The organism is Cellulomonas avistercoris, assembly GCF_014836445.1.
Lineage (GTDB): Bacteria > Actinomycetota > Actinomycetes > Actinomycetales > Cellulomonadaceae > Cellulomonas > Cellulomonas avistercoris.
In genome coordinates this window covers 470,558-490,734 of sequence record NZ_JACSQV010000002.1, presented here as the reverse complement: position 1 = coordinate 490,734, position 20,177 = coordinate 470,558, and the positions used below count along the sequence as shown (strand labels likewise).

Genomic DNA, 20,177 nt, shown 5'->3' with positions numbered 1-20,177 from the left:
ACCGGGGTCCGACCGGGGCAGAGACTGCCGGGACGGGAGCAGACCGGGCCGCACCGCTGCGGAGCCGGACGCCCGGACGCCGCTCGCGGTGCCGTGCGGTTGCTCCGACGCAGGGGGAGCGTCGTCGGTCGGTGGGGGGTCGACGCGGGTCCGGTGACGCCGCGGCCCGCGGGTCCCGCTCGGCCGCGTGGCGGACGGGGGCCGGCATGGCGTGGTTCCGTGTCGCAGCGCCCTGCGGCCCCGCGACGCGCGCCCGGCTGACCGCGGCGGGCCTGTGCGACGCCGACGCGGCGGACGCCGACGGACGGCCGGTCGCACCCGACGAGCCGGGCGTGGTGCTGCTGACCGACCCGCAGGCCGCACCCGATCCCGCGCGGCTCGCGGAACGCCCCGGCCGGGTGCTCGTGGCCCTCGCGCCCGGGGTCGACGTCGACCCCTGGTCGCTGCTCGCGTGCGGGGCGGCGGACGTCGTGCACCTCGCCGGCGACGACCTGCGGCCCGTGCTCGACCGGCTGCGCCGGTGGCAGGACGTCGACGAGCTCGTCCGTGCGGAGGCCCGGCGCGCGGGGGCGATCGGCTCGTCGTCGGCCTGGCGGCTCTTCCTGCGCGACCTCGTGGAGGTGGCGCGCTGGTCGACGGCGCCCGTGCTGCTGCTGGGGGAGACGGGCGTCGGCAAGGAGGTCGCGGCGCACATCGTGCACCGCGTGGACCTGCGGCGACGCGAGCACGAGCTCGTCCTGCTCGACTGCACGACCGTCGTGCCGACGCTCTCGGGCAGCGAGTTCTTCGGTCACGAGAAGGGCGCGTTCACGGGTGCGACGACGGCCCACGAGGGGGCGTTCGCGCGCGCCGACGGCGGCACGCTCCTGCTCGACGAGGTCGGTGAGCTGCCTGCGTCGCTGCAGGCCGCGCTGCTGCGCGTCGTGCAGGAGGGCACCTACCAGACCGTCGGCGGCACGCGGCGGCGCCGGACCGACTTCCGGCTCGTCGCCGCGACCCACCGCGACCTGCGGGCCGACGGGTTCCGCGCGGACCTCTACCACCGGCTCGCCGCCACGACGCTCCGGGTCCCGCCGCTGCGCGAGCGCGCCGACGACGTGCTGCCCCTGTTCCGGCACTTCCTCGCCGAGCAGCGGCCCGGCCGCGACGCGGCAGCCGCGGCACGCCGCCGGCCGTCGGTGGAGGCCGGCGACGACGTCGCGGACGCCCCGGAGGTGTCGCGCGAGGTCGCGGACGCGCTGCGCGGCCACGACTGGCCCGGCAACGTGCGCGAGCTGCGGCAGCTCGCGGCGCGCGTGGCCGCGCGGCACGTCGGCGACGGTCCCGTGACCCCGGGCGACCTGCCGCCCGAGGACCGTCCCGTGCGGACCGTGACCGCGCCGCACGTCACCGCGCCGCCCGTCACCGCGCCGCCCGTCACCGCGCCCGTCGCGCCGCCCCCGACGGCCCTCACCGCCCGCACCCCGTGGGAGTCCGGGCTCGAGAGCGCGGTGCGGGGCGCGCTGAGCGCGGGCGTCGGCCTGCAGGAGCTCAAGGCCCGCACGGCCGACGTGGCCACGCGCGTCGCCCTCGACGTGGGCGGCGGCACCGTCGCCGCCGCCCGGCTGCTCGGCGTGAGCCGCCGCGCGCTCGACTACCGCGCGGCGGCGCAGGCCCGTCCTCAGCCCACCGACCCCAGCTCGGACGCGAGCTCGTAGAGGTACTCCGCCATCTCCTTCCAGGCCACGTCGGCTCCGGGCTGGTGCGGCTGCTTGCGCAGCGTGATGTCCTCCTTGGCCCGTCGGTAGTCCGAGAACCGGAAGAACGCGTACCTGACCAGCGGCTCGACCATCGACCCGCGCACGACCGGCCCGACGTCCGTGCCCCACCGCGGTTCGGGGTGCGCGGGCAGGGGCAGGGGCGCGGGGCTCAGCGCGTACCAGTCGCCGAGCGTGCCCAACCACCCCACGACGTTCTTGTCCTTCGGGCGGGCCGGTGCCGTGGTGCGCGCGCCCGGCACCAGCAGGTACGGCACGACGGCACGCGGTGCGGGGTCGCCGGGCTGGTGGCGGTACGTGAGCAGGAACGCCTGCGTGTACGGCTGCGCCGCCGCGAGCCGGTGCTTCTGGATGCTCGCCAGCCCGGCGAGGATGCCGCGGACGTTGTGCGGCTTCACCTCGGCGAACCCGAGCCCCGCGTACCGGGGCGCCGGCCTCGTCGACAGCGGCGGCGCCGGCAGCATCGTCCCGGGCTCGATCATGATGCTCGACATGTCGGTCTCCTCACGTGGACAGGTCCCGGCGTCCGACCGGGACGGGGGTGGTGGCCGGCGTCCGGCGGACGGCGGCGACGAGCCGGCGGACGTTGCCCGCCAGGACGAGCGCGAGGTCCTCGCGCGCGAGCGGCAGCGCGCGCACCTTCGCGAGCTCGGCGGCCGGGTGCAGGTAGGGCCCGTCGGTGCCGAGCAGCACCTTGTGGGCGCCCGCCCGCCGCACGGCGTCGAGCAGCACGTCGACGTACCGGACGCCCGACGTGTCGGTGTGGACGTTGGGCAGCCGCACGAGCAGGTCGGCGAACCGGGTCTGCGCGCGCCAGTCGTCGGCGAACGACGACAGGTGCGGCACGACCCACGCGACGTCGGGCCAGCGGGCGGCGAAGTGCGCGACCTGGTCGACGTCGCCGCCGGGGTCGTGCACCACCGGCAGCCCGCGGGCGTCGGCGACGCGCGCGACCTCGTCGGTCATCGGGCCGTCCCGCCAGTGCACCTTGACCGCGCGGAACCCCCACGCGTCGACGGCCGTGGTGACCATGGTCCCGATGCGGCCCGCGTCGGGGCGCGTGCCGACGAACACGACACCCGTCCACCGGCGCGGGTCGGCGGCGACGATGCGCGCGACCCGCCGGTTGGCGGCGGGGTAGTCGTCCGACGGCGGGGCCATGAGCAGCGTGTGGTCGATACCGGCGCGCCGGGCGCGCGCGGCGTACCGGTGCAGCGCGGCGTCGGGGCGCTCGTCGCCCAGCGGGTCGGGCATGACGTCGCCCAGCCCGGCGTGGCAGTGGGCGTCGACGATCATCGCGCGACCGCCGTCGGGGCGTGGCCGGTGCGCGGCACGGCGCCGCGCAGGGCGGCCAGGACGTGCTCGACGTCGGCCGGTGCGTGCTCCGCGGTGACGACGAACGTCAGGACCGGCTGCGGCAGGCACGCCGGGGCCAGCACGAGAGTGCGGACGCCGCGCCCGCGCAGCACGCGCGCGGCCCGTGCCGGGTCGGGGACGCACGCGTGGACCACGGGGAACGGGCGCCCCACGACCGCGAGGCCCCACCGCCGCAGGCCTGCGCGCAGCGCGCGGACCAGCCACCACAGGCGGCGTCGGCGCCGTGCCAGCGCCGGACCGCCCGCGGGGTCCGTCGCGCGGTCCGCGGCCCGCAGGTCGGCGGCGGTGGGCGGGCTCGCGTGCCAGCGCGTGCCGTGCACGGCGAGGCGCGCGACCACGTCCCGCGGCCCGGTCGTCACCGTCAGGGGCGCCCCGAGGCCCTTGGCCAGCGACACGACCTGCACGGCCCCGACGGGCCGGCCCCCGGCCCAGCGCCACGTGCCCGACCCGCCGGGGCCGAGGACCCCGAACGCCTGCGTGTCGTCGACGACGAGCGTGCCGCCCGCCGCGCGCACGACGCGTTCGAGCGCCGCGAGCGGCGCCGGCCGGTTGCACGCGGCGCACCAGCCGTCCGTCACGACGACGGGCCGCCCGCTGCGCGCGCCCCAGCCGCGTCCCGCGCGCTCGCCCGCGAGCAGCCGCACGACGTCGTCGACGTCGTGGTGCCCGAACGTGCGCACCACGGGCGCCGTCGCCCCCGCCGCGAGCCTGACCAGCGGGTACGCCGCCGCGTCGACCAGCACGACCGACGGCGCGAGCAGGTCCACGACGTCGACCAGCGCGTGCAGCACCGAGCGGTGCACGACGCCGGCGGGAGCCCCGAGCCGGGCCGCGACGCGTGCGGCGACCCGGCGGGCGGCTGCCGGCTCGTCGAGCGCCGCGGCACGGCCCGTCGTCAGGGACGCCCACCCCCCGGGGCCGCCCGCCGGGTGGTGCAGGCCGAGGAACAGCGAGGACGTCAGGTCCAGCACGTCGCACGCCCCTAGGCCCGCACGCGTGCGCGGCTGCGGCGGGCCAGCAGCACGGCCGGCATCGTCGCGTCGACCCCGAGCTGCAGGTCCACCCCCGTGACCGTGCGGTACGCGTGCACGTACCGGTGCACGGGGTCGCGCATGAGGCGGGCCCAGTTGGCGGCCGAGTCGGCCGTCAGCGAGATGTCGCTCCAGTCGCCCCAGCGGACGCTCATGACGAGCTGCTCGCCGTGCACCGCCAGCTCGTGGAAGCTCATGACGGACGTGTCGCCCCAGCCGCACAGCGTGCGCACCGTGTCGACCTTGTCCATCCAGGGCTCCTCGTACGGCACCATCGGCCGCCCGCCCAGGAACTCGCGCATCTCGGGCTGGGCCAGCACGTACTGCATGGCCATCGTCTCGACGCGCGACTGCAGCGCCACGCCGTCGAACTGGTTCTCCGCGCCCGGCGCGAGGGTCCGGTGCAGGTCGCGCAGCGCGTTGAGGACGGGGAACCCGTCCGCCACGACCGTGGTGTCGTCGTCGAGCCGATGGAACCGCAGCGCCTCGTGCAGCAGCGTGTGGAAGGACTCGAGGAACTGGCTGCGCCGCTCCACGTACTGCAACGAGCCGGGCACGGCGCGGCCGATGAGGCTCAGCCCGTACTCGTACTCGTACTCGGCCGCGCGGCGCCGCACGGTCAGGCGGTCGATCTCGTGGTCGCCCCACGTGTACAGCAGGTTGCGCAGCGGCCGCAGGTAGCTCAGGGAGAACCGCTCGAGCGCGAGGCCGTTCGGCAGCCGCCGGTTCTGGAAGCGCGCGAGGATGAGGTTCATCGCCTGGAACGACGCGCCCTCCTCGTTCCAGTACGTCCAGATGAGCTCGACGGGCGCCGGCCGGGCCAGCAGCTCCTCGTCGATGTCCGCCACGCCGTCCGCGGCCGTGCGGCCGAGGCGCGCGTCGGGGTACCGGCTCGCGACGTTCTCGAGGTACGGGAGGTTGCCGCCCTCGAGGTAGTTGCCGCCGGGGTCGATGATCGTGGTGGTGTCGCGCTCGAGGAACTCCCGGGTGGCGCGCAGGATCACGTCGTACGCCGCGGGCGAGAACGCCCCGTTCGTCTCGCGCTGCAGCGAGCGGTCGACGTGCAGCTGGTACTCCGCGAACCGGCGTGCCCGCGTGACCCGCAGGATCTCCTGCGTGAGCACGACGTCGCTCGTGGGGGTCGTCGCCGTGCGCGCCAGCTGCACGCGCGCGGGCGGCGGCTCCTCGTCGGCCGTCACCGTGCCGACCACGTGGAACTCGCTCTCCGCGACCACGACCTCGGGCGTCACGCCGACGTCGACGACCTGCGCGACGTACGGCCCGGAGGGCGCGTCGACGAGGGGCACGCCGATCTTCGCCGCCGTGCCGCTCGCGTTCGGGTGCACCGGACGGTCGATCGTCCCGAACTCCGCCGGACCGGCCAGCCGCGCCTCGTACCGGTGGTTGCGGACGAGCTCGGTGGCGGTGAACCGCACCTCGCCGTCGACGAACCGGGGCGTCTGGATCTTGACCATGGCTCTTCCCTTCAGGGCTGGGCGCTGGCCGCGACGGGTGCCGCGGGGCGCTGGTGTGCGGGACGGGGACGCGCGTGATGGGGGCGCGCCATGACGTCGATGGACGAGCGGACCGCCCAGGCGGCCAGCACGTCCGCGAGGACCGCGGACTCCTGCTGCGGGGCGACGAGCCCGGCGCCGCGCGCCTGGCCCATGACGGCGAACACGAGCGTCGGGGGGCGCCGGGCCAGCACGCCCAGGTCGTCGCCCCACGTGCGCCGCAGCGTCAGCAGCCGCTCGGGCGTGCGGGTGGCCAGCGGCAGGACGTCGGCGATCGTGCGACCGCCGAGCAGGCGCGGGCGGTGCCCGGCCATGAGGTCGGCGAGGTCGTCGGCCGTGCCCTCGAGGCGCGCGATGTCGGCGCGCAGCTCACGCGTCACGTCCTGCACCGGGTAGCAGGCCTTCCACGCCGCGACGAGCGCGTCCCACTGCGGGTGCGGGTAGAACGCGCGGCCGATCGCCGCGGACAGCAGCACCCGCACGTACGGCATGGGGTGCGGGTCGCCCCGCGGCGGCCGGAACGTCAGGGAGCGCGGCAGGCTCACGACGGCCAGCAGACCGAGCGTCGAGGAGATGCCGAGCTTGCCGACGGACCACAGGTCCGCGACGCACTCCGAGACGGTCGAGTGCCACCCGTCCCACGCGGCGGCCTCCGCCGGCCCGGCACGCGCGCGTCGCCGCGCGATCGCGTCCTGCAGGGACGGCACCAGCTCGAGCTGGGCGGCGACCTGGTGGCCGACCTCGTGGATCAGCGACGACGCCACGCCGTGCCCCACCATCCGCTCGCGCGGGACGCGGATGACGGCGACGGGCGACAGGCGCCCGCCCGGCAGCCGCGTGCGCGCCCGGCGGATCGCCGCGCCCGCACCCCGCGCGAGGTAGCAGACCAGCGGCGGCGGCTCCACCGGCGGGTCCGGCATGCCGACCGCGTCGGCGGCCAGCCGGTCGAGGCCCGACAGCCACACGCCGGTGCCCTGCTCGCTGCGCTGCGTCACCACCTCGGCGAACACGTCGAGCTGGGACAGGACGTCGTTGAACCGCATGCGGATCGCGACGAACCGGCGCTGCTGCTCCCACGCGGGTGCGGACGCCCCCGGCCCGGTGAGCCAGTCGAGGAAGCCCTCGACGTCGTCGCGCAGGGCCGTGCGCCCGACGTGCAGGAACCGCTCGATCGCCCGGTGGGCGTCGTACGGCAGCGCCGCGGCCAGCACCATCGTCTCGGTCATCACGAACGGGCGCAGGCGTCCCAGGCGCACGAGCAGCGCCTCGGCCTCCTGCGCGACGAGCGCCGGCGCGAGGGCGGCACCGTCCGGGACCTGGTCGCGGTCCGCACGCGTGCTCATGCGAACTCGAACCCGGTCTCGCCGGTGCCGTCGTCGGCACCGTCCCCGGCGTCCGCGCCGTCGTCCCACGGCGTGCTCCACCCGGGCCACGGCTCGGCGACGGGCCAGACGTCACCGCCCCACACGCCCCACCGGGAGCCCGGGCGCGGACCACGGCGGCGGCTCGGCCGGCCGGCGGACCCGTACCCGCCGGACGCGCCGTACCCGCCGTACCCGCCGGACGCGCCGTACCCGCGGCCCTGCGACCGCCCAGCGCGCGGGCCGTACGCGGGTCCCACGCGCTGGCCGCGCCGGCTGCGCCACCCGGGCGTCGAGGGGGTCGACGAGCGCAGCAGCGCCGGTGCGTAGCGGCGCGCGGCGGCGATCGTCGCGCTGCGGGCCACGGTCCGCGGCGGCACCGAGGGCGGCGCGGCGGCCGCGTACCGGGCGGTGGCCCGGCCGAGCTGCACGAACCGGCGGGCCGCCTCGAGCTCGGCCTCCTCCTCGCCGAGCGCCTCGGCCTCCTCGGCCTCGAGGAGGTTGGAGGCCATCGAGCCGAGCTTGCCGCCGATCGCGGTGCCGACGCCCGGTGCGACGAAGCTGCCGATCGCGGAGCCCACCATCGGCAGCGCGACCTTCGCGACGCTCTTCAGCGCGCCCGTGACGGCCTTGCCGACACCCGACTTCAGGAACTTGCCGGCGCCCTTGACGAGCTTGCCGAGGAACTGGTCGAGCTCCTCCTCGGACGTGATCTCGAGCAGCTCGTACGCGAGCTCGTCCTCGGACTCGCCCTCGCCGGACCACTCGCCCTCGGACTCGCCCGACCACTCGGACTCGCCGGACCACTCGCCCTCGCCGGACCACTCGCCCTCGCCGGACCACTCCGACTCGCCGGACCACGCGGACTCGGACTCCGACTCGCCGGACCACGCGCTCTCGCCCGAAGCGCCGGGCAGCTCCCACTCCTGCAGGGACACCTCGCCGGACGACTCGCGCCGGTCGTTGCTCTGGTAGGTCATGGCACCTCTCCTCACGCGTCGAGCAGGACGATGTTGCGACCGCGGCGGACCCACCGGCCGGTCGTGCGGTGCCCGCCGGGGCGGGTCGGGCCGCCGGGTGCGGGCGGTCGCATGCCCGCGACGACGGGGGCGAGCGGCGGCAGGTGGCGGCGGGCCGCGGCGGTGGCGGCACGCTGGGCGGCGACCTGCGGCGGCATCCCGGGGGGCGCAGCGGCCGCGATCCGTGCGGTCTCGTCGGCGAAGCGCACGAACGCCCGGCTGACCTCGTACTCGCGGTCCTCCTGGGACAGGCCCTCGAGGTCGGCCTCGAGCCTGCCGGCGACGAAGCCGCCGACCTTGCCGCCCGCGTCGGCGCCGATCCACGGCACCGCGCCACCGACCATGCGGCCGACGTGCGGCAGCGCCTGCTTGGCGGCGGACTTCAGCAGCCCGCCGACGGCGCGGCCGGCGCTCGACGACGCGAACGCCTTGCCCGCGCTCACGGCGCTGCGCAGCACGTCGCCGAGGAACCGGTCCAGCTCCTCCTCCGACGTGACCTCGAGCAGCTCGGTCGCCAGGCCGATCTCGCCCTGCCCCCCGAGCTCGTTCTCGGACTCGCCCTCCCAGGCGTTCTCCTGGCCCATCTCGAAGAGGGCTCGGTCGATGTCATGCATGGGCGCATCCCTTTCCCCGCTGCGGACTCCGTCACCCCCTACATGCACGTTCCGTGCCACGGGCGTGCGGGGGCTGCGGGGTCACGGGTGCGAAGGGCCGTTCGCACCCACGAAGCCCGCTTCCGCCGTCCGTGCCGGTCACCGGGCGTGATCCGGTTGACGTGGGGGACCGGTGTCCCCGAAGGTCGGGTCCATGCGAGCGGCCATCGCCCTCTCCGGCGGCGACGACGGCGACCTCGACCGGGCGAGGCTCCGGTTCTCCCCTCCCGACAACGAGGCGCCCGCGGCCGTCGGCGTGAGCGGCGTCGTCGGGCGGTCCCGCGACGCCGCGGTCCTGCTGGTCGGCCTCTCCCGCTACACGGCGGGCGTGCAGATCGACCTGGCGGTCCGCCTCCGCCTCGACCCGGAGCCGTCCGACCACCTGCACGCGATGCCCCACAGCGGTCTGCTCGTCGGCGTCGAGCTCGCCGACGGCCGGGCGGTCGTCGCGGGCCGGCCCACCTGGCCTGCGCCGGACGGGCCCTTCCTCGCGCACCTCGGCGGGGGCGGCGGTGGCCGCGAGTGGTCGAGCCGGCTGTGGCTGACCCCCGCGCCGCCGCCCGGTGACCTGGTCGTCGTCGTCGCGTACCCGGGCCTCGGCATCGACGAGTCACGCGTCACCGTGGGCGCGGCCGCGCTCGGGTCCGCCGCCGGCCGGGTCGAGGTCCTGTGGCCCCGCGAGCCCGAGCGGCCGCAGCCCGCGGTCGAGCCGCCCCCGGCCGACGTCCCGCCGGGCGGCTGGTTCGCCGCCGCGCTCGCCGACCCGACGACCTGAGCGCACCGCGCCCCGGGTGCCCGGCTCACGGCCCGGGCGCACGGCTCACGGCGCGGTGGACGCGGCCGCGCGGTACTTGGCCACGGTGCGGCGGGCCACCCGGATTCCGCGGGCCGCGAGGCGCTCGGCCGCCTCGGCGTCGGTGGCCGGCGGGTCGTCGGACGCGAACAGGGCCGCGACCGCGTCGCGCGCCGCGTGCGACGTGCCGAACAGGTCGGCGAGCGGCAGCACGCGGGGGCCCGGCAGGGCGACGACGGCCCCGGCGACGACGCGCGAGACGGTCGACGCGTGCAGCCCCAGGCGCGCGGCCACCTGCGCGCGGGTCAGGGGCCGGTGCGCCGACGGCCCGTGCCGCACGAACCCCTCCTGCACGTCGACGGCCACCGCGGTGACGCGACGCAGCGTGTCGGCGCGCCGTCCCAGCAGGTAGACGAGCTGCCGGGCGGCCGCGACGTGGGCGTCGCGCCACGCGGCGGCGGCGTCCTCGAGCGGCAGGGCGGTGAGCTCGTCGTCGAGCCCGATCCCGAGGTCGTCCGGCCCGAGCGCGTCGACGACGAGCCGCCCGTCGACCTCACGCACGACGACGTCCGGCGGCGTCGCGGGGCCGTCGGACGCGCCGCGGGGCAGCGGCGCGGGCGTCAGGCGCCGCACGACGTGCATCGCCGCCTCGAGCGCCGCGGGCGACGCACCGACGTGCCGCGCGAGGTCGGGGGTGCCGATGCGGGCGAGGTGGTCGCGGACGAGCACGAGGACGAGGTCCGGCGCGCCGTGCCGCACGTGCCAGCCCGCCTGCGCGACGAGGCTCGCGTGCAGCCCGCGCTCGGCGGTGCCGGGGGGTGCGACGGTGCGGACGGCGGCCAGGGCGGCCGCGAGCCGCGGCGCCGGCGGGTCGGGCGCGTCGGGCGGCAGCAGGCCGCGGTCGTCGAGGAGCGCGACGGCCGCGTCGACGTCACCCTCGGCACCCGGCGGGACCAGGGCGCGCGCGTCGAGGCGCACCCGGTCGCGCTCGTCGGCCGGTGCCGCGGGGTCGCGTGACCGCAGGTCGGCCCCGGAGCCGCTGCACGTCGGGCACCGGCCGCGGCGCAGCGGCGAGGCGCACCAGCGGCACCGCCGGGGGGTCCCGCGCACGAGCGCGGGGTTGTCGGCCACGCGGGCCTCGACGTCCGCGTCGACGTCGGCCTGCGTCGCGGCGAGCACGTCGAGCAGCTGCCGCGCGACCGTGGTCAGCGTGGCGTGCTGCTCCAGCCCGTGCTCCGTCGCCGGGCCGTGGACCGGCTCCACCCCACCAGTGTCGCCCCGTCCCGGGTCGGCGCCCGTGCGGGTGTCGCGACGGCCGCCGCCGCCCGCGCCGGGGCCCGTGCCGTAGGCTGACCGGCAGATCCAGCACAACTGAACACGCTGCTCGAACCGCGGCGGGAGAGCTCCCGTCGGCCGCCCCCGGGTGGTCGTGCGGGGCGCCGAAGGAGCAAGTTCCCCTCCGAATCTCTCAGGCACCCGTACCGCCGTGGCCAGGCAACTCTGGAAAGCGGCGCCGGCCAGGTCCGGTGCCCACCGACGGTGCAAGCCGGCGCGCCCCGGGGTCTCGTCCGTCCGCGGACGACGCCCACGGCGGACCGGCAAAACTCTCAGGTCACCCCGTACGGGGTGGATGACAGAGCGGGGAGCCCCTGCCCGTCCCGGTCCGTGCACCGCCACGTCCGGACGACCCCGTGGAGCAGCTCGTGACCGATCTCGTGACCGATCTGGCCGTGCCGTCCGTGGCTGCCGCCGCGTCCGCACCCCCGTCCACCGCGCCCGTCCGCTCGCCCGCAGCCGACGGCTTCGCCGACCGGCACATCGGCCCGCGCGGCGACGAGACGTCCCGCATGCTCGCGACCCTCGGGTACGCGGACCTGGACGCGCTCGTCGACGCCGCGGTGCCCGCCGCGATCCGCACCGAGCGTCCCCTCGACCTGCCCGCGGCCCGCTCCGAGGAGGAGGTGCTCGCGGCGCTGCGCGGCATCGCGTCGCGCAACCAGGTGCTGCGCCCGATGATCGGCCAGGGCTACTACGGCACGGTGACGCCCGCGGTGATCCGCCGGGGCGTCCTGGAGTCGCCCGCCTGGTACACGGCCTACACGCCGTACCAGCCGGAGATCGCGCAGGGCCGGCTCGAGGCGCTCCTGAACTTCCAGACCGTCGTGTCCGACCTCACGGGCCTCGACGTCGCGAACGCGTCGCTGCTCGACGAGGCGACGGCCGTCGCCGAGGCCGTCGCGCTCATGTGGCGGGCCTCGCGCGCGACGACGGGCACGGTCGTGCTCGACGCCGACCTGTTCGGCCAGTCCCTCGCCGTGACGCTCGGGCGTGCCGCGGCCGTCGGGCTGCCGGTCGTCGTCGCGGACCTGACCGACGGGCTGCCGGAGGTCGACGGGCCGCTCGTGGGGGTCGTCGTGCAGCAGGTCGGGGCGTCGGGTGCGCTGCGCGACCTGCGGCCGCTCGTCGCCGCTGCCAAGGAGCGCGGCGCCCTCGTCACGGTCGCCGCGGACCTGCTGGCGCTCACGCTCGTGACGTCGCCGGGCGAGCTCGGTGCCGACGTCGCGGTCGGCTCGGCGCAGCGCTTCGGCGTCCCGCTCTTCGGCGGCGGACCGCACGCGGCGTTCATGGCCGTGCGGACCGGGCTCGAGCGCACGCTGCCCGGGCGCCTGGTGGGCGTGTCGGTCGACGCCGACGGCGCCCCGGCCTACCGGCTCGCGCTCCAGACCCGCGAGCAGCACATCCGCCGCGAGAAGGCCACGAGCAACATCTGCACGGCGCAGGCGCTGCTCGCGATCGTCGCGTCGATGTACGCGGTCTACCACGGGCCCGACGGGCTGCGGGCGATCGCGCGGCGGGTGCACGGCCACGCGCGAGACGTGCAGCGCGGCCTGCGCGACCTGGGCGTGACGGTCGTCCACGACGACGTCTTCGACACCGTGCGCGCGCACGTGCCGGGCCGTGCGGCGGACGTGGCACGGGCGGCTGTCGACGCGGGCATCAACGTGTGGGTCGCCGACGCCGACCACGTGCAGGTCGCGTGCGACGAGACGACGACGGCGGACGACGTGGTGGCGGTGCTGGGTGCGTTCGTCGTCGCGGGCGTCACCACCGCCCCGGTCGCGGCCGACGGGACCGTCTCGTTCGGCGCGTTCGGGGGTGGCCCCACCGAGCCGCGCGCCGAGCTGCTGCGGACCACGGAGTACCTCACGCACCCCGTGTTCCACGTGAATCGTTCCGAGACGGCGATGCTGCGCTACCTGCGCCGCCTGTCCGACAAGGACCTCGCGCTCGACCGGACGATGATCCCGCTGGGCTCGTGCACCATGAAGCTCAACGCGACGGCCGAGATGGAGCCCATCTCCTGGCCGCAGTTCGCGGACGTCCACCCGTACGCGCCCGCCGACCAGACGCGGGGCTACGCGGCGCTGGTCACCGAGCTGCAGGACTGGCTCGCCGAGATCACGGGCTACGCGGCCGTGAGCGTCCAGCCCAACGCCGGCTCGCAGGGCGAGCTCGCCGGGCTGCTGGCCATCCACGCGTACCACGAGGCCACCCGGCCCGAGGGAGCCGAGCACCGCGACATCTGCCTCATCCCGGCCTCGGCGCACGGCACCAACGCGGCGTCGGCCGCGCTCGCGGGCCTCAAGGTGGTCGTCGTCGCGACGGCCGAGGACGGCGAGGTCGACCTCGCCGACCTGCGCGCGAAGCTCGACCAGCACGGGCCCCGCGTCGCGGCGATCATGATCACCTACCCCTCGACGCACGGCGTCTACGAGGCGCACGTGCGCGAGGTCTGCGACCTCGTCCACGCCGCGGGCGGGCAGGTCTACATCGACGGCGCCAACCTCAACGCGCTCGTCGGGCTGGCCCGGCCGGCCGAGCTCGGGGGCGACGTCTCGCACCTCAACCTGCACAAGACGTTCTGCATCCCGCACGGCGGCGGCGGCCCGGGCGTCGGGCCCGTCGCGGTCGCGGCGCACCTCGCGCCGTACCTGCCGGGCGACCCGACGCCGGGGGCCGCGGGCGTGCCGGTGCCGGGTGCGAGCGGCCCCGTCGTCGCGCCCGTCGCGGCCGCGCCCTGGGGCTCGGCCGGCATCCTGCCGATCTCGTGGGCCTACGTCGCCCTCATGGGGCCGGACGGCCTGCGCCGCGCGACCGAGACCGCCGTCCTGGCAGCGAACTACCTGGCCACGCGCCTGCGCGAGCACTACCCCGTGCTGTACGCGGGCCCCGGCGGCCTGGTCGCGCACGAGTGCATCCTCGACCTGCGCCCGCTGACGAAGGCCACGGGCGTCACGGCCGAGGACGTCGCCAAGCGGCTCATGGACTACGGCTTCCACGCGCCGACGCTGTCGTTCCCCGTCCCGGGCACGCTCATGATCGAGCCGACCGAGAGCGAGGACCTCGTCGAGCTCGACCGGTTCGTCGACGCGATGGTCGCGATCCGCGCCGAGATCGCGGACGTCGCCGACGGCCGCTGGCCGCTGGCGGGCTCGCCGCTGCGCCAGGCGCCGCACACCGCGGCGTCCGTCAGCGCGGACCGCTGGGACCAGCCGTACGGCCGCGAGCAGGCCGCGTTCCCCCTCGCGTCGCTGCGCGCCGACAAGTACTGGCCGCCCGTGCGCCGCATCGACGGCGCCCGCGGCGACCGTCAGCTCGTGTGCTCGTGCCCGCCCGTCGAGGCGTACGCGGACGACGTGCGATGAGCGCGCCCGGCACGCCGAGGCCCGACGTCCGACCCGCCGCCACGCCAGGAGTCCCGATGACCGACCTGCGTTCCCCGCTGCACGACGAGCACGTCGCCCTCGGTGCCGCGCTCACGGCGTTCGCCGGGTGGCAGATGCCGCTGCGCTACACGTCCGACCTCGCGGAGCACACCGCGGTCCGCACCGCGGCCGGGTTGTTCGACCTGTCGCACATGGGCGAGATCGAGGTGGCAGGGCCCGACGCGGGCGCGTTCCTCGACCGTGCGCTCGTCGGCGACCTCAGCGGCCTGCGGCGGCTGGGCGCGCGGTACACGATGATCGTGCAGCCCGACGGCGGGGTGATCGACGACCTCGTCGTCTACCGCACGGGCGACACCGCGTACCTCGTCGTCGCGAACGCGTCGAACCACGACGTGGTCCTCGCCGAGCTGCGCGAGCGTGCCGGTGGCACGGGGCTCGACGTGCAGGTCGAGGACCGTTCCGCCGCGACCGCGCTCGTCGCCGTGCAGGGGCCGCGCGCGCTCGCGGTCGTCGAGGCGCTGGACGGGCTGACCGCGGACCCCGCGGGGCCGGCCGACGTCACGCCCGCGACGCTGCGGTACTACGCGTGCCTGCCGATGCGGTTCGACGACGCCCCGGTGCTCGTCGCGCGCACCGGATACACGGGCGAGGACGGGTTCGAGTTCTTCGTCGCCGCCGACCGTGCGCCCGCCCTGTGGCGGGCGCTGCTGGCGGCGGGCGCCGAGCACGGCCTCGTCCCCGCGGGCCTGTCGGCGCGGGACTCGCTGCGCCTCGAGGCCGGCATGCCGCTGTACGGCAACGAGCTGGACCGCACGACCACGCCGCACGACGCCGGCCTGGGACGCGTGGTCCGGCTCGACAAGGTCGACGCGGACGGTGCGCCGATGCACTTCGTCGGGCGTGACGCGCTCGCCGCCCGCGCGGTCTCCGCGCCCGCGCGCGTGCTCGTGGGCCTGCAGGGCCTGGGGCGTCGCGCCGCGCGTCACGGCTACGACGTGCTCGCGTCCACGGCACCCGACGCGCCGGTCGTCGGCACCGTGACGTCGGGCGCGCCGTCGCCGACGCTCGGGTACCCCGTGGCGATGGCCTACGTGACACCCGAGATGAGCGCCGAGGGTGCCGAGCTCGCGGTCGACGTGCGCGGTCGGCGCGAACCCGTGCGCGTCGTGCCCCTTCCCTTCTACCGTCGTCCTCGGTGACGGTCCGCAGCACGCGGTCCGCCCGCACGTCCGCACGACCCGACCCGACAGGAGCACCCATGGCTGCCGAGCTGCCCGAGACGCTGCAGTACACCGCCGAGCACGAGTGGGTGGACGCCTCGGTGCCCGTGACGGTCGGCATCACCGCGGTCGCGGCCGACGCGCTGGGTGACATCGTGTTCGTCGAGCTGCCGTCGGTCGGCTCGGACGTCGCGGCGGGGTCGGTCATCGGCGAGATCGAGTCGACCAAGTCGGTCTCCGAGCTGTTCTCGCCCGTGACGGGGCGCGTGGTCGAGGTCAACCAGGCCGCGGTCGACGACCCGTCGCTGGTCAACTCGGACCCGTACGGCGAGGGCTGGCTCCTGCGCGTCGAGGTCACGTCGACGGGTCCGCTGCTCTCCGCCGAGGAGTACGGCGCGCTCAACCCGTGAGCCGTCCGGGTGACAGGTGGCGGGGTGCGTCCGTTCGGGTGAGACCTGGACGGTCGTCCATGCGTCCGGGTGCTTGCCCGAACGGGTGATGTGGCGCACAGTGCTGGTGACGACGTCTCAACCGTGATGTATCAGGGGGGCCTGGGCGTCGTCTGACAGGTGCAGCGATCGGCACCGCGGGGGGGTCTCACGGTGATTCAGAGAAATCGGCGAAAGTCGCGTCATAACCCTGACGTGCGCCGCTCTCATCCGGTACGCAGCCCACGCGGGGCCGGAGAGCCCGGGCCCGCCGCCCACCGGAGGACATCATGAGCATGCTGGACACGACCGTGAACCCGCACATCCTGGGTGCACACTCGCTCACGCGGCGCGAGCGCGTCGTCCTGGCGGAGCTGACCGAGGACGTGACGCTCGAGGACATCGCGACGCGGCTGTTCGTCACCCGCAACACCGTGAAGTCCCAGGTGCGCAGCGTGTACCGCAAGATCGGCGTGTCGACGCGCGCCGAGGCGGTCGCCTGGGCCGAGGCCCACGGCATCCGCTGACGTCACCGCCCCGCGGAGGGGCGGGAGGGATCCCTCCGCACCCGTACCACCCAGGTTCACGCGTCACGCCCGGCCGGTCCTCCCCGGCTGTGCGAACGACGTGAACAGCCGGGCACAGTGTCGTGACCCGGCCGTGACAGACGGCTGGCACACTCGAGGCATGAGTCCTGTGCTGGTCGTGGCCGCCGCCGTGGTCGACGACCTCGACGATCCCCGGCTGCTGCTCGCCGCCCGTCGCGCGACCCCCGCCAGCCTCGCCGGCCGGTGGGAGTTCCCCGGCGGCAAGGTCGAGGCCGGCGAGACCCCCGAGGACGCGCTCCACCGTGAGCTGCGCGAGGAGCTCGGTGTGCGCGTGGGGCTCGGTGTCGAGCTCCTGGGCCCGGACGACGGCGCCTGGCGCATCTCGGAGGAGTACGTCATGCGGCTGTGGTTCGCCGAGGTCCTCGAGGGCGGTCCCGAACCGCTCGTCGAGCACGACGAGCTGCGGTGGTTGCCCGCCGGGCAGTGGCTCGACGTGCCGTGGCTCGACGCCGACGTGCGCATCGTCGAGGGTCTCCTGGACTTCGTCGCCAGCTTCGCGCGGGACGACCGGCGGTCGGTCGACCGCTCGGCCTGAGGGCCCGCCCGACGGTCCCGCCAGGGTGTTCGCCTGCAGCGAAATCGGACCCTCGAGCGATTGGCACTCTCGGTACGAGAGTGCTAATTCTTGACATGTAGCCACCCGGCGGCGGGGACCGCCGGGGTAGCGCCGGGATCCGGGGGGACCGGACCCATGTCAAGGAGGTGATGGGGCATGGCTACTCGTTTCGACCCGTTCCACGAGATGGACCGCGTGCTCGGCCAGGTCCTCGCGGCCGACCGCGCCTCGGCCACCATGCCGATGGACCTGTACCGCGACGGCGACCACTACGTGCTGCACGTCGACCTGCCGGGCGCCGACCCGGGCACCATCGACGTCAGCGTGGACGACCGCACCCTGACGATCCGCGCGCAGCGCAGCCCGCGCACCGAGCACGACGTGCAGTGGCTCGCCAAGGAGCGCCCGGTCGGCACCTACGCCCGCCAGCTCACCGTGGGCCGCGGGCTCGCGCTCGACCGCATCAGCGCCACCTACAACGACGGCGTCCTCACGCTCACGGTGCCGGTGGCCGAGGAGGCCAAGCCGCGCCGCGTCGAGGTTCAGCACGGCGCCCCCGCGACGCCCATCGAGGCCACCGCGACCGCCGACTGACACCTCCCACCGGGTGGGCGCCCGCCCGCCCGCCGGCTTCATGTTCGGGTGGACGCGCGCCGCCGACGTGACGGTCCAGTGCACGGTCCCCGGGTTCGAGTACCCGCGCCCGGGCCTGGGCGACACGTTCCGGCTCGTCGGTCCGGTCGGTGTGCCGCGGGCCGGCAGCGTCGACGTCGACCCCGCGCTCCTGCCGGCCTGGTGGGGGGACCTCGACGGCCGGACCGTCGTGCACGTCACGCAGGGCACGGTCGCCAACGACGACCTCGGCCAGCTGCTGCGTCCGACGATCGACGCGCTCGCCGACGAGGACGTGCTCGTGGTGGCGGCGACCGGCGGCACACCCGTGGAGCGCCTCGGGCCGCTGCCCGGCAACGTCCGCGCCGCGACGATGGTCCCGTACGCCGCGCTCCTGCCCCGCACGGACGTCATGGTCACCAACGGCGGGTACGGCGGGGTGCACTGGGCGCTCGCGCACGGCGTCCCGCTGGTCGTCGCGGGGTCGACCGAGGACAAGGCGGAGGTCGGCGCGCGCGTCCGGTGGAGCGGCGCCGGCATGCAGCTGCGCGGCAACCGCCCGGCGCCCGACCAGGTGCGCGCGGCCGTCCGCACCGTCCGGGACGACCCCGCGTACCGCGCGGCCGCCCGGCGCCTGGCCGAGCAGATCGCGGCGTCGCCGGGCGTCGCCGGGGTGGTCGAGGCCGTCGAGGGCGGCCGTCCGGTGCCGTCCGGACCGCCGGCCTGACGGCCGCCACCGGGGCGCGCCCCGCCGTGCGCCCCGCCACGGACGGCCGTACGGTCGGACGCGTGACGACAGGTGCACGGCAGGTGCTGACCGACGGGTTCGGGAGGGTCGGTCCGGTGGTCCGGGCCGCCCTGGAGGGCACGGACGCGGCGGCGCGGACGTGGCGCCCCACGCCGCAGGCCACCACGCTCGCGTGGCTCGCGTGGCACGTCGCCCGCGGGCAGGACTCCCAGGTCGCGCCGCTCGCCGGTGTCGAGCAGCTCTGGACCGCGGACGGGTGGGCCGAGCGGTTCGGTCTCCCGTTCGACCACGACGCCACGGGCTACGGGCAGTCGCCCGACGAGGTCGCGCTCGTCGACGCCCCGCCCGACCTGCTGCTGGGCTACCTCGACGCGACGACCGCGCAGACCCTGGCGTACCTCGAGCGCGTCGAGGACGACGACCTCGCGACCGTCGTCGACACGTCGTGGGACCCGCCGGTGACGCTGGGCGTGCGGCTCGTCAGCATCCTCGACGACTGCGTGCAGCACGCCGGCCAGGCCGCCTACCTGCGGGGCCTGCTGCCGCCGGGCGTGGCACCCGCCTGATCCCCCGCCGCTGTGGGTGCCCGACGGTAGCGTCCCGGACGTGACGGAGTTCGAGGTCGACGCCCCGCTGTGGCAGGTCGAGAACGGGTCGTGGGTGTTCGCCGCGCTGCCGTTCCCCGTCGCCGACGAGATCGACGACCTCACCCGGGGCCGTCAGGGCGGCTTCGGGTCGGTGCGCGTCGAGGTGACGCTGGGCCCGACGACGTGGCGCACGTCCCTGTTCCCGGACAAGGGCCGGGAGACGTACGTGCTGCCCGTGAAGAAGGCCGTGCGCACGGCCGCCGACGTCACCGCGGGCGACGTGGTGCACCTGCGGCTGCGGCTCGTCGACGTGTGACGCGACCTCAGGAGGTGACGCGCCCCTTCGCGAAGTACGCGAGCGGGCCCACCCAGTTGACCAGCAGCGCGAGGCCCCAGGCGATCTTCGGCCCGTTCACCTGGTCGGCCGGCCGCTTCACCAGGTCCCGGAACGCCGACGCGGTGAGCGCCACCTGCGCCGCACCGACCGCCGCGACGACCACGCGCTGACCGCGTCGCATCTCGCGCCACTTCTTCTGCTTCAGGTGCATGTCGGACCTCCGTGTCGGTGGGCACGCGCCGCGGGGACGCCGCCCCCATCGTCCACCTGTCCGGCGTGCGGCGCTGGGCAGGACGTCCCGTCGTGCGGCGGAACGCACCGCGTCCGCCCCCACCGCGCCGTAGCCTGGCGCCATGGAGCTCACCCTGGGTCTCGACGAGGCCCTCACGCTGGCCCGCGCGGCCGACGCCATCCCGTCCGCGGTGACCGACGTCCGCGGGAGCGACCGCCTGGTGCAGGCGCAGGTCAAGGTGCACGAGCTGCCCGGCGTGCCCGGTGCCGTGCGCATGGCGACGCGGCTCGCAGGCCCGGTCGACGTGCGCGTCGAGGACCGTGGCGTCACGGGCCGCACGTGGAGCGTCGCGGTCGTCGCGTCGCACCCCGTGATGCGCATGGACCTCAGCGGGTTCGTCACCGAGGCCGTGCGGGGGCAGCTCGGCAAGCTGCCGCCGGGCGTCGCCACGGTCCACACCCACGAGGGTGCGACCGTCGTCGAGGTCGATCTCGACCGCCTGGGTCCGCTGGTCGGCGAGGCCCTGCCCGCGGCGCGCGCCCTGCCGGTGCGCGTCGACGACCTCACGCTCGGCGACCGGCTGCGCCTGACGGCCACCATCGGCTGAGACGGCCGGG

Annotated in this window: 21 protein-coding genes and 1 riboswitch; of the genes, 12 read left to right on the top strand and 9 right to left on the bottom strand. The window is 76.2% G+C overall.

Translation table 11 applies throughout. The features are described from left to right. Positions 1–206 precede the first annotated feature (206 nt). Positions 207–1,697 carry a sigma 54-interacting transcriptional regulator gene (locus H9657_RS04525; protein WP_191780692.1) on the top strand — a complete coding sequence of 497 codons (1,491 nt, stop codon included), beginning with the start codon at positions 207–209 and terminating at the stop codon, positions 1,695–1,697. On the opposite strand, the gene H9657_RS04520 is transcribed toward H9657_RS04525, so the two are convergent. From H9657_RS04520 to H9657_RS04490, 7 genes are read right to left on the bottom strand one after another with little or no spacing between them, the layout of a single operon-like run. Continuing rightward, positions 1,661–2,251 (bottom strand): hypothetical protein, encoded by a 591-nt coding sequence (locus tag H9657_RS04520; protein ID WP_191780690.1) that lies wholly within the window; start codon positions 2,249–2,251, stop codon positions 1,661–1,663. The genes H9657_RS04525 and H9657_RS04520 overlap by 37 nt on opposite strands. 10 nt (positions 2,252–2,261) lie before the next feature. Further along, positions 2,262–3,053 (bottom strand): amidohydrolase family protein, encoded by a 792-nt coding sequence (locus H9657_RS04515; RefSeq protein WP_191780688.1) that lies wholly within the window; start codon positions 3,051–3,053, stop codon positions 2,262–2,264. Then, the gene (locus H9657_RS04510) at positions 3,050–4,105 is read right to left on the bottom strand and encodes an aminotransferase class I/II-fold pyridoxal phosphate-dependent enzyme (protein WP_191780686.1); all 1,056 of its coding nucleotides are present in this window, start codon (positions 4,103–4,105) and stop codon (positions 3,050–3,052) included. Before H9657_RS04510 ends, H9657_RS04515 begins: the two co-directional genes overlap by 4 nt. Positions 4,106–4,116: 11 nt before the next feature. Then, a complete protein-coding gene (locus H9657_RS04505) occupies positions 4,117–5,640 on the bottom strand; it encodes a hypothetical protein (RefSeq protein WP_191780684.1) in 1,524 nt (507 codons plus the stop codon). A gap of 11 nt (positions 5,641–5,651) precedes the next feature. Beyond that, positions 5,652–7,022: a hypothetical protein gene (locus tag H9657_RS04500; RefSeq protein WP_191780682.1), complete on the bottom strand. Its 1,371-nt coding sequence runs from the start codon at positions 7,020–7,022 to the stop codon at positions 5,652–5,654. Next, the gene (locus tag H9657_RS04495) at positions 7,019–8,020 is read right to left on the bottom strand and encodes a hypothetical protein (protein WP_191780680.1); all 1,002 of its coding nucleotides are present in this window, start codon (positions 8,018–8,020) and stop codon (positions 7,019–7,021) included. The genes H9657_RS04500 and H9657_RS04495 overlap by 4 nt, the downstream gene beginning before the upstream one ends. A gap of 11 nt (positions 8,021–8,031) precedes the next feature. Beyond that, a complete protein-coding gene (locus tag H9657_RS04490; RefSeq protein ID WP_191780678.1) occupies positions 8,032–8,673 on the bottom strand; it encodes a hypothetical protein in 642 nt (213 codons plus the stop codon). 193 nt (positions 8,674–8,866) lie between these two features. On the opposite strand from H9657_RS04490, the gene H9657_RS04485 reads away from it, so the two are divergent. Further along, positions 8,867–9,487 (top strand): hypothetical protein, encoded by a 621-nt coding sequence (locus tag H9657_RS04485; protein WP_191780676.1) that lies wholly within the window; start codon positions 8,867–8,869, stop codon positions 9,485–9,487. A 45-nt stretch (positions 9,488–9,532) separates the two neighbouring features. Here H9657_RS04485 and H9657_RS04480 read toward each other — a convergent pair whose 3' ends face one another. Further along, positions 9,533–10,768, bottom strand: a complete 1,236-nt coding sequence (locus tag H9657_RS04480) for an RNA polymerase factor sigma-54 (RefSeq protein WP_191780674.1) — start codon at positions 10,766–10,768, stop codon at positions 9,533–9,535. Positions 10,769–10,890: 122 nt separating this feature from the next. After that, positions 10,891–10,999: riboswitch (glycine riboswitch) on the top strand. Between the two features lie 209 nt (positions 11,000–11,208). Between H9657_RS04480 and gcvP the strand changes: the two genes are divergently transcribed. From gcvP to H9657_RS04435, 9 genes are all read left to right on the top strand, one after another. Continuing rightward, the gene (gene gcvP / locus H9657_RS04475; protein ID WP_404813134.1) at positions 11,209–14,211 is read left to right on the top strand and encodes an aminomethyl-transferring glycine dehydrogenase; all 3,003 of its coding nucleotides are present in this window, start codon (positions 11,209–11,211) and stop codon (positions 14,209–14,211) included. A 56-nt stretch (positions 14,212–14,267) separates the two neighbouring features. Next, positions 14,268–15,431: a glycine cleavage system aminomethyltransferase GcvT gene (gene gcvT, locus H9657_RS04470; protein ID WP_191780673.1), complete on the top strand. Its 1,164-nt coding sequence runs from the start codon at positions 14,268–14,270 to the stop codon at positions 15,429–15,431. Positions 15,432–15,490: 59 nt separating this feature from the next. Next, positions 15,491–15,862: a glycine cleavage system protein GcvH gene (gene gcvH / locus H9657_RS04465; protein ID WP_191780671.1), complete on the top strand. Its 372-nt coding sequence runs from the start codon at positions 15,491–15,493 to the stop codon at positions 15,860–15,862. A 308-nt stretch (positions 15,863–16,170) separates the two neighbouring features. Beyond that, positions 16,171–16,407, top strand: a complete 237-nt coding sequence (locus H9657_RS04460) for a helix-turn-helix domain-containing protein (protein ID WP_191780669.1) — start codon at positions 16,171–16,173, stop codon at positions 16,405–16,407. A gap of 160 nt (positions 16,408–16,567) precedes the next feature. Next, positions 16,568–17,023 carry a (deoxy)nucleoside triphosphate pyrophosphohydrolase gene (locus H9657_RS04455; protein ID WP_191780667.1) on the top strand — a complete coding sequence of 152 codons (456 nt, stop codon included), beginning with the start codon at positions 16,568–16,570 and terminating at the stop codon, positions 17,021–17,023. A 177-nt stretch (positions 17,024–17,200) separates the two neighbouring features. Continuing rightward, on the top strand, positions 17,201–17,638 hold the full coding sequence (locus tag H9657_RS04450) for an Hsp20/alpha crystallin family protein (RefSeq protein WP_191780665.1): 438 nt from the start codon (positions 17,201–17,203) through the stop codon (positions 17,636–17,638). A gap of 13 nt (positions 17,639–17,651) precedes the next feature. Continuing rightward, on the top strand, positions 17,652–18,383 hold the full coding sequence (locus H9657_RS04445; protein WP_318241285.1) for a glycosyltransferase: 732 nt from the start codon (positions 17,652–17,654) through the stop codon (positions 18,381–18,383). A 62-nt stretch (positions 18,384–18,445) separates the two neighbouring features. Next, positions 18,446–18,970, top strand: coding sequence for a mycothiol transferase (locus H9657_RS04440; RefSeq protein WP_191780663.1), 525 nt, complete (start codon positions 18,446–18,448; stop codon positions 18,968–18,970). Between the two features lie 40 nt (positions 18,971–19,010). Further along, a complete protein-coding gene (locus tag H9657_RS04435; protein WP_191780661.1) occupies positions 19,011–19,307 on the top strand; it encodes a DUF1905 domain-containing protein in 297 nt (98 codons plus the stop codon). A 7-nt stretch (positions 19,308–19,314) separates the two neighbouring features. Here H9657_RS04435 and H9657_RS04430 read toward each other — a convergent pair whose 3' ends face one another. Beyond that, complete coding sequence (locus tag H9657_RS04430) at positions 19,315–19,539, bottom strand: PLD nuclease N-terminal domain-containing protein (protein ID WP_191780659.1); 225 nt, start codon at positions 19,537–19,539, stop codon at positions 19,315–19,317. Between the two features lie 142 nt (positions 19,540–19,681). Between H9657_RS04430 and H9657_RS04425 the strand changes: the two genes are divergently transcribed. After that, positions 19,682–20,167 (top strand): hypothetical protein, encoded by a 486-nt coding sequence (locus tag H9657_RS04425; protein ID WP_191780658.1) that lies wholly within the window; start codon positions 19,682–19,684, stop codon positions 20,165–20,167. Positions 20,168–20,177 lie beyond the last annotated feature (10 nt).

Coding starts and splice junctions, on each gene's coding strand:
- H9657_RS04515 (WP_191780688.1), bottom strand. CDS start 3,053: ATGATCGTCGACGCCCACTGCCACGCCGGGCTGGGCGACGTCATGCCC.
- gcvT (WP_191780673.1), top strand. CDS start 14,268: ATGACCGACCTGCGTTCCCCGCTGCACGACGAGCACGTCGCCCTCGGT.
- H9657_RS04430 (WP_191780659.1), bottom strand. CDS start 19,539: ATGCACCTGAAGCAGAAGAAGTGGCGCGAGATGCGACGCGGTCAGCGC.
- H9657_RS04505 (WP_191780684.1), bottom strand. CDS start 5,640: ATGGTCAAGATCCAGACGCCCCGGTTCGTCGACGGCGAGGTGCGGTTC.
- gcvH (WP_191780671.1), top strand. CDS start 15,491: ATGGCTGCCGAGCTGCCCGAGACGCTGCAGTACACCGCCGAGCACGAG.
- H9657_RS04460 (WP_191780669.1), top strand. CDS start 16,171: ATGAGCATGCTGGACACGACCGTGAACCCGCACATCCTGGGTGCACAC.
- H9657_RS04490 (WP_191780678.1), bottom strand. CDS start 8,673: ATGCATGACATCGACCGAGCCCTCTTCGAGATGGGCCAGGAGAACGCC.
- H9657_RS04520 (WP_191780690.1), bottom strand. CDS start 2,251: ATGTCGAGCATCATGATCGAGCCCGGGACGATGCTGCCGGCGCCGCCG.
- H9657_RS04485 (WP_191780676.1), top strand. CDS start 8,867: ATGCGAGCGGCCATCGCCCTCTCCGGCGGCGACGACGGCGACCTCGAC.
- H9657_RS04425 (WP_191780658.1), top strand. CDS start 19,682: ATGGAGCTCACCCTGGGTCTCGACGAGGCCCTCACGCTGGCCCGCGCG.
- H9657_RS04450 (WP_191780665.1), top strand. CDS start 17,201: ATGGCTACTCGTTTCGACCCGTTCCACGAGATGGACCGCGTGCTCGGC.
- H9657_RS04455 (WP_191780667.1), top strand. CDS start 16,568: ATGAGTCCTGTGCTGGTCGTGGCCGCCGCCGTGGTCGACGACCTCGAC.
- H9657_RS04500 (WP_191780682.1), bottom strand. CDS start 7,022: ATGAGCACGCGTGCGGACCGCGACCAGGTCCCGGACGGTGCCGCCCTC.
- H9657_RS04525 (WP_191780692.1), top strand. CDS start 207: ATGGCGTGGTTCCGTGTCGCAGCGCCCTGCGGCCCCGCGACGCGCGCC.
- H9657_RS04495 (WP_191780680.1), bottom strand. CDS start 8,020: ATGACCTACCAGAGCAACGACCGGCGCGAGTCGTCCGGCGAGGTGTCC.